Annotated in this window: 16 protein-coding genes; 8 read left to right on the top strand and 8 right to left on the bottom strand. The window is 56.1% G+C overall.

The features are described 5' to 3' along the window. Window positions 1-23 precede the first annotated feature (23 nt). Together C447_RS12235 and C447_RS12230 are read left to right on the top strand one after the other, a co-directional pair. The gene (locus C447_RS12235; protein WP_237713315.1) at window positions 24-467 is read left to right on the top strand and encodes a DUF5518 domain-containing protein; all 444 of its coding nucleotides are present in this window, start codon (window positions 24-26) and stop codon (window positions 465-467) included. 176 nt (window positions 468-643) lie between these two features. Then, window positions 644-1,015 (top strand): hypothetical protein, encoded by a 372-nt coding sequence (locus C447_RS12230; RefSeq protein ID WP_007694303.1) that lies wholly within the window; start codon window positions 644-646, stop codon window positions 1,013-1,015. Window positions 1,016-1,044: 29 nt separating this feature from the next. Here C447_RS12230 and C447_RS12225 read toward each other — a convergent pair whose 3' ends face one another. Next, window positions 1,045-1,350, bottom strand: a complete 306-nt coding sequence (locus C447_RS12225; RefSeq protein WP_237713314.1) for a hypothetical protein — start codon at window positions 1,348-1,350, stop codon at window positions 1,045-1,047. Between the two features lie 535 nt (window positions 1,351-1,885). Next, a complete protein-coding gene (locus C447_RS12220; RefSeq protein ID WP_007694299.1) occupies window positions 1,886-2,329 on the bottom strand; it encodes a hypothetical protein in 444 nt (147 codons plus the stop codon). Between the two features lie 72 nt (window positions 2,330-2,401). Between C447_RS12220 and C447_RS12215 the strand changes: the two genes are divergently transcribed. Further along, a complete protein-coding gene (locus C447_RS12215) occupies window positions 2,402-3,112 on the top strand; it encodes a transposase (RefSeq protein WP_007694297.1) in 711 nt (236 codons plus the stop codon). Window positions 3,113-3,417: 305 nt separating this feature from the next. Here C447_RS12215 and C447_RS17245 read toward each other — a convergent pair whose 3' ends face one another. The 3 genes from C447_RS17245 to C447_RS12205 form a co-directional block, all read right to left on the bottom strand. Beyond that, a complete protein-coding gene (locus C447_RS17245; protein ID WP_237713313.1) occupies window positions 3,418-4,200 on the bottom strand; it encodes a class I SAM-dependent methyltransferase in 783 nt (260 codons plus the stop codon). A 185-nt stretch (window positions 4,201-4,385) separates the two neighbouring features. After that, a complete protein-coding gene (locus C447_RS17240) occupies window positions 4,386-5,042 on the bottom strand; it encodes an HAD family hydrolase (protein WP_007694291.1) in 657 nt (218 codons plus the stop codon). 171 nt (window positions 5,043-5,213) lie between these two features. After that, the gene (locus tag C447_RS12205; RefSeq protein WP_049904479.1) at window positions 5,214-6,305 is read right to left on the bottom strand and encodes an aminopeptidase; all 1,092 of its coding nucleotides are present in this window, start codon (window positions 6,303-6,305) and stop codon (window positions 5,214-5,216) included. Here C447_RS12205 and C447_RS12200 point away from each other — a divergent pair. Beyond that, entirely contained in the window at window positions 6,261-7,097 is an 837-nt protein-coding gene (locus C447_RS12200) for a pyridoxal phosphate-dependent decarboxylase family protein (RefSeq protein WP_007694287.1), read from the top strand. The genes C447_RS12205 and C447_RS12200 overlap by 45 nt on opposite strands. A gap of 388 nt (window positions 7,098-7,485) precedes the next feature. Here C447_RS12200 and C447_RS17235 read toward each other — a convergent pair whose 3' ends face one another. After that, window positions 7,486-7,905, bottom strand: a complete 420-nt coding sequence (locus C447_RS17235) for a cupin domain-containing protein (protein ID WP_007694285.1) — start codon at window positions 7,903-7,905, stop codon at window positions 7,486-7,488. A 234-nt stretch (window positions 7,906-8,139) separates the two neighbouring features. Between C447_RS17235 and C447_RS12195 the strand changes: the two genes are divergently transcribed. Continuing rightward, window positions 8,140-9,192, top strand: a complete 1,053-nt coding sequence (locus tag C447_RS12195) for an NAD(P)-dependent alcohol dehydrogenase (RefSeq protein WP_239639173.1) — start codon at window positions 8,140-8,142, stop codon at window positions 9,190-9,192. 112 nt (window positions 9,193-9,304) lie between these two features. Here the strand turns inward: C447_RS12195 and C447_RS12190 are convergent, their stop codons facing one another. Both C447_RS12190 and C447_RS12185 read right to left on the bottom strand, forming a co-directional pair. Then, window positions 9,305-9,718 (bottom strand): YdeI/OmpD-associated family protein, encoded by a 414-nt coding sequence (locus tag C447_RS12190; RefSeq protein ID WP_007694281.1) that lies wholly within the window; start codon window positions 9,716-9,718, stop codon window positions 9,305-9,307. Window positions 9,719-9,844: 126 nt separating this feature from the next. Further along, on the bottom strand, window positions 9,845-10,357 hold the full coding sequence (locus C447_RS12185) for a DUF7544 domain-containing protein (RefSeq protein ID WP_007694280.1): 513 nt from the start codon (window positions 10,355-10,357) through the stop codon (window positions 9,845-9,847). Between the two features lie 166 nt (window positions 10,358-10,523). Here C447_RS12185 and C447_RS12180 point away from each other — a divergent pair, with 166 nt between their 5' ends. The 3 genes from C447_RS12180 to C447_RS12170 all read left to right on the top strand — a co-directional run bounded on the left by C447_RS12180 (window position 10,524) and on the right by C447_RS12170 (window position 13,063). After that, window positions 10,524-11,105 carry a flavodoxin domain-containing protein gene (locus C447_RS12180; RefSeq protein ID WP_007694278.1) on the top strand — a complete coding sequence of 194 codons (582 nt, stop codon included), beginning with the start codon at window positions 10,524-10,526 and terminating at the stop codon, window positions 11,103-11,105. Beyond that, a complete protein-coding gene (locus C447_RS12175; protein ID WP_007694276.1) occupies window positions 11,102-11,962 on the top strand; it encodes a hypothetical protein in 861 nt (286 codons plus the stop codon). Before C447_RS12180 ends, C447_RS12175 begins: the two co-directional genes overlap by 4 nt. 285 nt (window positions 11,963-12,247) lie before the next feature. Continuing rightward, the gene (locus tag C447_RS12170) at window positions 12,248-13,063 is read left to right on the top strand and encodes a DUF6544 family protein (RefSeq protein WP_007694274.1); all 816 of its coding nucleotides are present in this window, start codon (window positions 12,248-12,250) and stop codon (window positions 13,061-13,063) included. Window positions 13,064-13,136: the final 73 nt, after the last annotated feature.

The raw sequence follows: 13,136 nt of genomic DNA, 5'->3' as shown, positions 1-13,136 counted from the left end.
GAGAGTCTATGAGCAAGATAGTAATGCCCGACCTGAATATCCGCCGCAGATTCGATAGTTTGTGGAAATATGGTCTTATCGGCGGGCTCGTCTCGATCTCGCTCACGATCATGTCCTCGACGTGGGCGGGCTCGACGCTCGACCAGCCGGGTACTGGAATCCTGCTCGGCGCGATGCTCGCGGGTTACCTCGCAGCGAACGCTTCGAGACGGGCCGCTAGCGCCGGTGTTCTCGCCGGTCTCGTCGGTGGAGCTCCCGCAAGCGTGTGGGCCGTCGGGTGGCTACTCGGGCTTCCCGAGGGACCGATCGTGGTATGGTCGAACCCGCTGCCGGAGATCCTGTTTCTCCTGTTGGCGACGGCCGCGTTGATTGCGTTCTCGGTGGGCGTCGGAGCAGTCGGCGGTATCTTCGGTGGGTGGTTCTCGAAGAAGATCCATCCCCGCTCCGAACGTGGGGTCAGGAGCTAACCCCGCTCCCACCACTCTTTGCGGGCGAGAACCGGCCGCTCCGCTGGATAGCGTTTAAAGATAGGGACCTCTCGCTCGTGGCGAAAAGAATTATCCATAAAGCACGTCTACGAGCAGTAAGAGCGATGAACGTATCGAGGCTCTCGGTATTGCTCCCACCTCGACCGCCGACTCGGATGGACCTTTTCAGCGTAGTTTTGGGTCTCTACATATTGGCGACAGAGCTCCCTCTTAACCAGAGCTCCGGGGCTGGGATCATGTGGCCGATAGCAGTAGTGATGTTCGTTCTGGTCGTGCTCACCTCCGGCCCCGCTGCGAGGTCATCGCTCGGCCAGTCTTTCACACAGTGGTTTCAGGACATTGGATACGGCGGACGATTGCTGGTAGTCGTGAGTGCAATGGCCATGATGGCGATCGTCTTACTGACGCTCCCGGTCCCCGGACAGGCCGTTGATGGCTTCTTCATCGGACTGATTTCGAGTGTTGTTGTCGTCGTCTCGGCGAATTACCTCCACGCGAAAACGGTCGGCAGGCCGAAGGCCGCGTAGTCGATTGGTCGCAGCGACGGTAGGAATCCTTACTCCGTAGATTCGTTCCGTGAGCGGGCGAACTCGACGGTTCGTTGCTCGGTCGCTGGTTCGTCCTCGGCTTCTTCGTCCTCATGTTCGCGGTCGCCGAGCGGGTCAGGAACGTCGGCAGAGTGAGGCTGGTCAAAGACATCCCGGAAGCGTTCGACGAGATACGAGAGCAGTGCCATCGCAACAGGGTAGAGCAGATACCACAGATCACCGATACCGTCGTCGCGCAGGTTCTTGATAACGCTGATCCCAAGAACGTCGAGGAAGACCAGTAACACACCGAGACAGAGAACGGCGATCAGCACCGACTCGGAACTCGGGAGAGCGTCCCGAACACGCTCAGTAAGCAAGTCTCGTTCCATACACTGACTGTTCATGGCACATCTTATACAGCTTTTGCCGACTCGGAGACGCTACGCAAGTGCCCGCGAGTCCGTCCGAACCATTCCAACGCCATACCAACAAAAGGCGAGTCCGAAGATGCCAACCAAAGCCATGCCTACGGTCGAACCAGCGAACGGAACGAACGCGAGAGTGAGTAGCCCCCACACGAGCATATAGATCCCTTCGCCGCGAGCTCCGCGTGTCCAGTTGGCCATACCTCGTCGTAGGATGGCCGCTCGGATAAGCCATTCCTCCCGACAGCAACTGACCGGAATTTGTGCTAGCGGTGTCAATCCTCGACCAGCTGCTTGGGCTTTCGATGGTGCTCTCAGCCGCAGCCATACCAGCAGCGAGCGAGCTGAGATGTCGGCTATGACGAAACGTAGCTGGCTACTTAGGGCTACGTGGTATCACTGTCAGAAATCGCTTGAGGAAAGTCATACGACAGACCGAATATCAGAGCCCAAACCCACCGATCGAGAGGACGAACGTACTCCATTTCCAGAGTACCCAGACACCAAACCAGGGAACCGCACCGTTGAACAGAATAAAGACACCAACCCCAACCATCACCGACACCATCACCGCACCTGTTTGCATGAAGTACATCGAGAAGTCAAGCTCCCCCCGTTGAACGGTCTCGTGGACAACAAGCGCAACGCAGACCAACAATCCGGCTCCGCCGAGAAGGTCGGCTCGGTCTCCTACGAAAAACAGCCCCCACGAGACGACGAGAGCCAGTGCAAGGCCCGTTCGACGTTTCAGCGAGCCGAGAGCCAATCCATAGACCGGGATGATTGAAACTAAGCCAAAACTAACCACTAAGAACAGCGTTGAGAGACGGATTCGGTCCCTGAGAAGGTAGCCAACGACGGTAAGAGCGTTCGTCAATCCGAACACGGAGAACGCTAATGCAGCTAAGACGACGGTATCATCGGAGGAGTTCTGGAGAAGAATAAGTACGGGTATCAGATGGCGACAATCACCATTATCGGAGAGGATACACCCATCGTCCTCGATATTGAACCAGTACGCCGGGAATCCGATTGGGAGACGGGAGAGGCAAGAGATACGTCACAGGCACGTCTCGTTGATCGGTTGTTGGAACAGGCTGAGCAGCACGTCGATATCCACAAGCTGCTCTGCGACCGCGGATTCGACGCGAATGGTGTCCGAGACGTCATCGACCGCCACGACATGACTTACCTCATCCCAGAACGAAAGTACGCGGCCGAAATTGAAGATATCGAGGAGTTGGAACGTGAATCTGTTACCGATGTGGGCGTCATGCGGAACGTGCCGCACGGGCACGAGGGCTGCGTCCATACTGGGAACATCATGTACGTGCCATCGACGAAGGAAGAGGGAGCTCACGCGGTGTTCACAACCAACCGCGATGTTCCAGTAGAACAGGTTCAAGGATTTGTCAGCCAGTACAAGCAGCAGTGGGAGATCGAGAACGAATACAAGACGATCAAGAAGCACTTCCTGCCGACGGTTGGGTCGATGGACTACCGAATACGGTTTCTGTACTTCGTGATCGGCGTTGTGATGTACAACGTGTGGCGGCTGACGAATCTCTTGTTTCGTGAGGCTGTAGACGTCCATCTCGGGGAACGACCGCCGATTCCGGCCGGCGAGTTCATCGAGATCCTTGCGTTCTGCATCGTGCCGGGCGATTGATGAGGACCACTCCGTTATCGCGTTCATCGCGTTCTCGATAGCTGCGGGACGCGCCTGCTGACCCCACTCTTGGCTATTTTTACCGGCTGAGCATCAGTCATGCATTGAACAGCGGGTCGCATTCGCTCTAATCGCGGTTTTCATCGGCGAGAACGGTCACCGTCCGTCGTTTTCGCTTGTAGAATCAGTCATCCTCCGAAGTTGTGGAAGATTCAGAGGTTCGGCGTTTGGATTTCTACAAACCACCTCATTGCTGACAGGTTGGTGATTTCTATTTGGGGGACGATCCTGCGCTGAGAACGTTATTAGCTGATGGGTCGGCTGACAGCAATAGCTGTCTGCTGAACGAATCCCAATTCACCATCTTGATAAAACGGCCGAGTCCCGCTTAGATCCTCGCGTTCATCCCGTTTGATCATTTCCCGAGCCTTGGCAGCCTTCTGATTCGGCGTTTGTGCGGTATCGATCCAATCATCGAAATTTTGTACAAGCGTATCTGTCTGCACGTTGGTAATCTCTAGTCCACAATTCGCGAGAAGCTCAATCAGTTCGCTCAGAGGGAGCGCACGCACATGAGACGGGTCTCGAATTTGTTCAAATTGATTTTGGTACTGCCCACGTTCTGTGTGTTCACTCACAATGATGTCATCGACCGCTACCACCCCATCAGGGTGGCAAACTCGCTTCATCTCTTGGAGTGCAGTCTCGGGTGTTTCGAGGTGGTGGAGGGCTAATCGAGAGACCACAGCGTCGAATGTGTTATTGTTGAATGGAAGGATCTCCGCATCACCTCGCATGAAGTGAGCATTCTTGATACCGCTTTCCCGCTTTTTCTGCTCCGCTATCCTGAGCGGTGCCTCCGTAAGGTCGATACCAACTACAGTATCAGAGATTGTGGCGAAGCCACGTGCAACATGCCCAGGTCCCGTAGCAACCTCAAGAACCCGTGCATTTGAAGACACATTGGTTGCTTCAACTAATTTCTTTACTTTGTTACTATCTGTGAGCAACGAACTGTTCGCATAACTATCAGCCTGTTCAGTGAACTCCTTACGCACAGAAGCTTTGTGCCTTGGTTCATCACTCATCCTAATCATTTCCAGATTGAACACCCGACCCCAATATACTGATGGAACTACATCATTCTAATGTAACACTCACATCACAGCAGTATAAAAAACGTTCAAGCGGGTCAGAACCCTTTGCCCGCTCTCTTACTCAACAATGAATGGTCCAAGCACTGAACAACGTATCCTTGTTTTAGCGTAGAGGATTACTCCAGTAGTCTTGGTATCGCACAGAGACTACTCACCACATACGTAGGGGCGACTCCGCACTTTATCGAATCCCCACTTCGGCACAGTAGTACTGAGTCAATTCCTGCGTTGTTTGCTGCTTCGACATCGCGCGCACGATCTCCAACATATAATGCATCAGTCGTGTCTAAATCCGAGAGCGCCTTGTTCAGGTAGTAAGGGCTAGGCTTCGCTCGGTGGAGTCCATTCGGGGTGAATTCAAGCCCGTAAACAGTATCAAACCAATCACGCAGGCCAGAATATTCGAGAGCATACTTAACTAGCGAATGTTGATTGTCGCTCACGACTCCTAATGACAAGTCAAGAGAGCGAAGGGAGACGACATCATCATAGAGGCTTCGGAGGCCTTCTTTGAACTCGCGTTTTTGTTCACGAAGTGCTTGAGAAGCTGCTTCCTGACACAGCTCATGAAGGTCAACTTGGTAGCGATCAGAGAGGTCCTTGATGGCCTGAACGTTCTGTGTAACGAACGCGCGTAAATCCGCTCGCCTTGGATGGCTGAGGTTGAAGTTGCCAAATGTTTGCTCTACAGCCCGCTGGAACGTTTGTTTGCTTGGCGATTCGACAATTACGCCGTCGGAATCGAATATCACTGCGTCGTAGCTTGTACTCATTGCTCTCTTTAGGCAGGAGATAATCCCTATGAATATATATTTGTTGCAGGCTAACCATAATTTCACCATTCCACCAGAACCTGGCAGTCACACAAAACTGGAGAAAATGGTTGCTATTGACAGTAGAGCGTCTAATGACGATATGACCATTCAAAATAGCTTCCTTTTCACCTAATTCGTGAACCCATCCTCAAAGACAAATCGGCCGTTTCGTTGAATTACTTCGCCATCAACTTCGATAACGGAATTCTCTGCCATATCGACGATCATATCCAGGTGGATCGCACTCTCATTTTGTTCTCGCTTCGGTCCGACCGATTCTTCGTAAGCTCGTCCAAGTGCCATGTGAACCGTATCTCCCATCTTCTCGTCGAACAACATATTGTACGTAAATTGGTCGATATCACGATTCATGCCGATTCCCACCTCGCCGAGTCGCCGTGCACCATCGTCCGTGTCTAAAATAGACGTGAGCAGTTTCTCGTTTTTCTCCGCACAGTGTTCAACGACTTCACCATTCTCGAATCGGAGATGGATATCTTGAATCTCCCGTCCACGGGTAATGAGTGGCTTGTCGAATAGGACCTCCCCCTCAACCGAACCCAGAACTGGTGCGGTGTATACCTCCCCATCGGGTAGTTCGTTGTCGCCTGCACAGTTTACTGGCTGCATCCCATCAATACTCATTCGTATATCGGATGTATCGCCACTTCGAACCCGCAGGTCGCTCGCGGGATCAAGAATTTCCACGAGTTGACTTTGGAATTCCTTCTGGGCTTTCCAGTCTTTGTTGACAGCATGATGGACGAAATCCTCGTATGCCTCTGTACTCATTTCGGCTTCTTGAGCATTCCCTGATGCAGGATACTGGGTAAAAACCCACCGCTTCCCCATTATCTCCTCTTGAAGTGGCTGCATCGCCGTTCTATAAGCGGCGTTTTTCTCCGAGCCGACGTCATTTGTTTCATGCGTGTTCTTCGAACCCATGATATTGATGACAATATCCGCCTTCTCAAAGCCAGCCAGCTTGTGCTCGGCTACTTCAAGATCCTTGGGGTCACTTGCGCGCAAGAATGCTCGTCGTGCAGGAGTGCTGCTCAATTGAGTCGCCGGATTCGCCCCATGTTTTCCAAACTGGTCGTAGAGTGCAACGACGAGATCTTCGGCAACAGGTGGGGCCATAATCATAACGTTGTCACCGGATTTGACTTCCGCTGAATGTTCAACAAGGATTTTAGCGTGTTCCTGGGTACGAGGATCCATAGTAGAACTACTGATGACGTATCCAAGACAATTTCGGAGCACGAGCAGGCTCCATTCTGTGTGGTCGCTACAGCAGGTACCACCACGACAGGGAACATTGATCCACTCCCCAAGATTCACGAGATCGCGCAAGCTCATGACCTCTGGTTCCATGTCGGCGCAGCATATGGCGGCGCGCTCATCTTCTCGGAAGAGCACCGAGAACGATTAGACGAGGTGGAAACTGCCGATTCGATTACGTTCAATCCACAGAAGTGGTGCTATGTGGCGAAAACCTGCGCGATGGCACTCTTTGCTGATGAGCAGACCCTTGAGACAGAATTCCGTGTTGGGGCCCCGTACATGCGAAACGAGGACGAGATCCCCAATCTCGGTGAGCTGAGCGTTCAGGGGACACGTCACGCTGACGTCCTCAAGCTCTGGCTTACCTTTCAATACCTCGGCCGCGACGGTCTCAGTCAACTTATCGACGAAGGGTATCGTCTCACTACAATGATTCATGAGCGGATTGCGGGTCATGAGTCACTCGAGCTCGTCAGCGAACCCGACATGAACATACTCTGCTTTCGTGCAGTGCCGGGAAGATGTCAGCCGAAAAAGTTGGGTAGACTCAACAGCCGACTTCAGCAAACCCTTCTCGATGACCACAGTGTGTTCGTGTCTGTTCCCACGTATCGAGGTGAAAACTGGCTCCGGATTGTATTGCTTAATCCGTTTACCAGCGAGACGACTGTCGAGCGGCTTTTCGAAGGGATCGACGAGTTCCTTAAAGAGCAGGGGTTCGGCACTTAACCAACAACAAATCATCTAACATATGGCAGATCTCTGACTTTCATTACCGGAAGTGGGCGATGCATTGAGAGTGGTAGTCTCAACTTCTGCTATGGGGTGGAAGATGCGACTACACCAGATATGGAGCGCCCAAGGTGGGCTTTTTCGAGTCTCTCAACCAGCTATTTCTCACCCAACGAATAAGAATTTTCGAGCAACATGATCGCCCAGCTTTGAATGTCTCCTCTCGTATATGTTGTAATGGCAACTTCTGATCAATGGATCTATCGGGTTGGATTGCGCCCGAAGAGGTTGGCTACCTCGGTGAGGATGCGTAGAATCGGGCGCTGAGCTACCCAGGGAACACCCGCAAGCTGTACGTCGTCTCGATAACGATAGAGGGTCGCAGCTAATACAAGTGGATTGAATCCTCTAGCTTCAAAATTGTTGAGTCTCTTGATTGCAGCCTCAAAATCACCTGGTGGCCGAAGATCGTGTGAACGATGAGTGGAGCCGCTCCATCATTGCGGATAGCATGTGGCGTCGTTGCCGTAACAGCGGTCGACTTACCAGGCAACAGAATCCGCTCCTCACCGTCCAGCTCGACGATAGCACGGCCAGCAATCACTTCGGCGCGTGCTGCCGCCCGCGGATGGTAGCGGGCCGGTCCGCTACTGACATCAACTGGTAGCACACCTTCTATTGACAGATAGGCCCCCTCCTCATCGACCCCGCGGTCGAGGAACGTGATACGGCCACCGGTTCTCGCGTCTTCGACAGTTTCCCCTGCATTCTCCTCTCTTGTTTTCTGCTCAAATTGGACATCCATATCAGTTCATGAATACTAGAAGTGTGCTGAGATATTGAAGATAAGCGGTTCAGCGACACTACAAACAGTATTAGCGAGTCGAAATCAATTTACTATCAGAAAGAATCATATGCTTTGTGTGCCTATTTACACGACAATCCTCACCAACGGACACTGGCGACTAACGCGCTGTCTCGCTTGAGTTCTCTCTTCGGTTGCCGGTGCAGTTTAGTCAGGATTCTATGGGTGCACCAAATGGCAACCACAACCACTGATAACGTCGGTGTCAGTCAGACATCGAAAAGGAAGGCGGCTGCATCGAATTCGGACGAGAATGGGATGAACGCGGTCACGTATTCGAAATATGGAGGTTCCGACGTTCTCGAAGTCAAAACGATCGACAAGCCAGTGATCGAGGATGATGAGGTGCTGGTACGCGTTCACGCGGCTGGCGTGGATCGGGGTGTCTGGCATCTCATGATGGGCCAGCCGTACCCGATACGTCTCGTAGGCTTCGGGCTCCGCGCGCCCAAGAACCCTGTCCTAGGCATGGATGTGGCAGGGGTCGTGGAGGCGGTCGGCAAGAATGTGACCAGGTTCCAGTCTGGCGATGAAGTGTTCGGGATCGGTACGGGCTCGTACGCCGACTACGCACGCGCACATGAAGACAAACTCGCGCTCAAGCCAGCGAATCTTACCTTCAAGCAAGCGGCGGTGGTCGCCATCTCCGGCTTGACTTCCCTGCAAGGCCTGCGCGACCACGGACGGGTCGAACCGGGCCAGCAGGTGTTAATCATCGGCGCGTCGGGCGGCGTGGGCACCTTTGCCGTGCAGATCGCCAAGGCATTCGACGCGCACGTCACCGGCGTGTGCAGCACCGCGAAGATGGACATGGTCCAATCGATCGGCGCGGACCAGGTTATCGATTACACTCGCGAAGACTTCGCCGAGAGGAAACAGCACTATGACCTGATCCTCGACATCGGTGGGAACTCATCGTTGGCGCGTCTCCGAGGCGCCCTCGTTCCAGATGGAACCCTCGTCATCGTCGGCGGTGAAACGGGCGGGCGGTGGCTCGGAGGCGTCGATCGTCAGCTCCGGGCTCTCGTGCTATCCCGGTTCGTGAGCCAGAAGCTCGACACATTCGTCTCCTCGGAGAACCATGAGGACCTGATTGTCCTCAAGGATCTTATTGAATCCGAGAAGGTCACACCGGTCATCGACCGGACGTACCCGCTCGCCGAGGTTTCCGAAGCCATCCGGTATCTCGAAGACGGTCGTGCGAAAGGGAAAGTCGTGATCGCCTGAGAATTCGGTACTCGTTTCAGTGCGGGAACGGTCTGTTCGTCACTCGACACTCAGTGGAAGCAGTATGACCTCATCCTCAATACGAGGAACGGTTTCCTCTGAAAAGGCCTCACTACAGCTGCCGCTTGTTGTTCTCGTCGTATGCTCGGAGATCCTGCGCCACGAGTTTGACCGCTCGTTCGATGCGCTTTTGTTTGGTTTCCTTCGTCTTAGCCTCCTCGACGGCGGCGATGAATGCGTGCTGGTCCGTGTTCGAGAAGTTCTGGAAGTGCTCCCAGGCGGTGTCGTTCTCACGCAGCGCAGCCTCGAGTTCGTCCGGGATTTCGTGGTCGTCGCCGAGCCGATAGGCAGCCGCCCACTCTCCTGACTCCTTCGCCGCTTTGACGAATTCCATTCCGGTCGGGGTCATCTTCCCCGTCTCGATCATCGCTTCGACCCGCTCCGTGTTCGCCTTCGACCACTTGCTGTCGGGGCTCCTGGGCGTGAATCGACGGGTGTACGTCTCGTCGTCGATGCCCTTGACCAAACCGTCGATCCACCCGAAGCAGAGCGCTTCCTCGACCGACTCGCCGTAGCCGATACCGGCTCGCTCGGCGTCGACCTTATAGTAGCCGATCCACAGCTCCTCGGCCGTGTTGTGGTGCTCTTCTAGCTAGGTGCGGAATTCGTTGCGAGATTCGAAGAATGTTGGGTCCATGGCCCAAGAAAGACCTCGCGCATTTATAATCATACTTCTAAGTATGAGAAGTGCGTAGTACCGGAGGTACGTTTGAACGGAAACCTGTACGACGGCGGCAACGGCAACAACCGAAAGACCGTACAGAATTCCAATCACGGCGAGGAGACCGATACCGAGCGGTTCGAACACGAATAGCGTCCCGACACCAACCGCGGCGAAGATGCCGAAGGGGACGAGGAGTATCACCGCCAGTATCACAATAACGATGCCGACGAGGATGGCCCCGACGTCCGTGAGAACGAATCCGACGACTGCGTAAGCGAGGTACTGCTTCCACTGTGAGGTGATCGTCGACCAGAGCCATCGCTTTTGCTCCGCGTCGGGCAGGTCCCACCCTATCTCGCGCTCGCGGGGACGATTGGCGCTGTCGTTGCGGCCGGGTTCGCGTGGCGTGAGGGGTACTGGAACAGACCACGCCGCCTCCATTACTCGTTGGTAGCGGTCATCGCGCTGGTGTTCGCGTGGCAACTCTACTACCTGCGTATCCTCTCCTTGTAGGATGCAACTGTTCTCACATCCCGTTCGATGTACCCTCTCGGCAACTCCATTTATTGGCTCGGGGCGTTTCTCGCCTCTCGGAAGGTGAACCAGCATGGTTTCGATGCTCGTGTGCTACGGAACGGGTGAGGGACAGACGGCGAAGGTCGCCGACCGAATCGTCGACGTGCTCGCCGAGCGTGGCCACGACGCCACGGCGAAAGACGCCAGCGAGCTACCGAGTGAGTTCGCCATGGGGGAATTCAATGCCGTGCTCGTCGGTGCGTCGATCCACGTGGGCAAACAGCAGCCGGCGGTTCGGGAGTTCGTGGACGACAACCGCGACGCGCTGGCGGCGCGCCCGACAGCCTTCTTCCAGCTGTCGTTGGCGTCGGCAACCGAACAGGGAGCGGCACAGGCAGCTGAATACGTCGACGAGTTCCTCGAAGCGACCGGCTGGCAGCCCGACCGCATCGGGCTGTTCGGCGGCGCGCTCCGCTACTCGAAGTACGGCTTCCTCAAGCGGCTGCTGATGAAACATATCGCCAAATCGGCCACCAGCGATACGGATACGTCCCGCGATTACGAGTACACCGACTGGGAGGAGGTCGAAGCGTTCGCCAACGACGTCGCCGCGTTCGTCGAGGGTCGACTCGGTGTAGCACCCAGTGGAGACGGACAAGCGGGGACCGAATGACCGTTCCACGGACCTCACTGTCGCGCCCGTACGTCCTCGCGTCGCTTGCGACGCTCGTTCTTGCCGTGATCGCAACGGTCGTCGGGCTGTTCGTTCCCGGGTTCTACCGCGACGCGCCGGTACTTCTCCCGCAGGTCTACGGGCAGGACCTGCTAACACTGGTGGTGGCGGTCCCCGTACTCGCTGTGTCGCTGCATTTCTCGGTCAACGGGTCGCTCCGCGGGTACGTCGTCTGGCTCGGCGTGACCGGCTACCTGCTGTATACCTACGCCTCGTATGCGTTCATGACGGTGTTCAACGAACTGTATCTGGTCTACGTCGCACTCCTCGGACTCACCCTCTATACCTTCGTCGGCGGGATGGTTCGCCTCGACCCCACAGTTCTGAAACGGGCGGTTGGCGAGAGAGGGGTCCGGTCGTACGTCGCTTTCCAACTACTGGTAGCGCTTCTGGTCGTCGCTCTCTGGCTCGCCGATATTCTCCCGGCGAGCGTCGCCGGGACCACGCCGGAGAGCATCACGGCGGCGAACCTTCCGACGAACGTCATCTACTCGATCGACCTCGGAGTCCTCGTTCCCGCGTACGTCATCTCGGCGTATTGGCTCGGCAAGCGCCGGGCGTGGGGCTACGTTTTCACTGGCGTGATACTCGTAAAGATCGCCACTCTCGGGCTGGCGGTGCTCTCGATGGTAGTCGTCATGATCGTCGACGGCCAGTCGGTGGTGCTCCCGCAGGTCGTCATCTTCGGTCTCATCAGCGTCGTCGGTCTCGCGCTGCTGGCTCAATTCCTCACCTCAGTCGGGTCGGATCCGGCGGCGGTCCAGGCCAGCGTTTCGAGCGGGCTGACGGGCGAATAGCAGGTGGGTATGGTGGCTGGGCTATCGGTCACCGCGATGGTTGCCTACCCCGTCCGGAGGTATGAACCACCGACGGAGCCAAGTTATGGTGAATTTCATGACGAGTTGACTAGTTCACGGTTGAAGCTACACTTGGGCCCGTTGTCGCTTCCCGCCAGCGAATCGCTGGGCAGGTAGGCTTGCCATGGTCGTCGTAGGAAATGTACATGGACCAGTGAGTTCCGTTGGAAAGCCGCTTCTCGCTTCCCCCTAGAGACTTCCCAGCAGAAATCGAACCGCCGGCGTATGCCCGACTCGAGTACCGCGCGTCGCGTCGCACTCGCACTGGCCGGCGTCGGCGGGGTCCTGAGCGCTGTTCGGTTCCACGACGGGCGGACGCTCCGAAAACGCCGCCAAACGCTCCGGAGCGAACGGGCCGCCGACGAAACCTTCGACCCCGACTCGATTGCCGACCTCCCGTCGGCGGCCGAGCGCTATCTCCGTCACGCCATCGCATCCGGCACGCCACTCGCCCGTCAGGTCGAACTGACGATGGACGGCGAGGTCCGCCTCGGGGACCGCTGGCTGCCGTTCACTGCCGAGGAGACGCTGGCCGCACGGTGCGGGTTCGTCTGGCGGCCGACAGTTCGATTCGGCTTCGGCCTCTGGTTTTCGGGAGCCGACTTCCATGTCGACGGTACCGGCGGACAGCGGTTCGCCCTCGCCGGTCTCATTCCCATCGTCCGTGCCGACGGGCCGGCCATCGACCGCTCGTCAGCCGGCCGGTTTCTCGCCGAGTCGGTCTGGCTCCCCACAAGCCTCCTCCCGTCAATGGGAGCTGAGTGGGAGGGGGTCGACGACCGACGGGCGCGCGTGGCGCTGCCCACCGTCGAGAAGCCGCTGACGGTGACCGTCAACGAAGAGGGCGCAGTCAAATCCGTCACAACGCGCCGTCTGGACGGCGACACCGGCGAGATGCGCCCGTTCGGTGCATCCATCGAACGCGAGCGAACCGTCGACGGGGTCACCATCCCCGCTCGATTGGAAGTGGGCTGGGGGTTCGGGACCGACGAATACGAGCCGTTCTTTCGGGCAGAACTCCGGGACGTCTCCTTCTACTGACTTGTGAGTCGGGTTTCAGTCCCTTATGGAGTACTCGCCACCTGAGACAATTGGGTACTCACCGTACGCTACT

Origin of the sequence: Halococcus hamelinensis 100A6 (genome assembly GCF_000336675.1) — an archaeon.
Taxonomy (GTDB): domain Archaea; phylum Halobacteriota; class Halobacteria; order Halobacteriales; family Halococcaceae; genus Halococcus; species Halococcus hamelinensis.
This window is presented reverse-complemented; position numbering and strand designations above follow the sequence as displayed.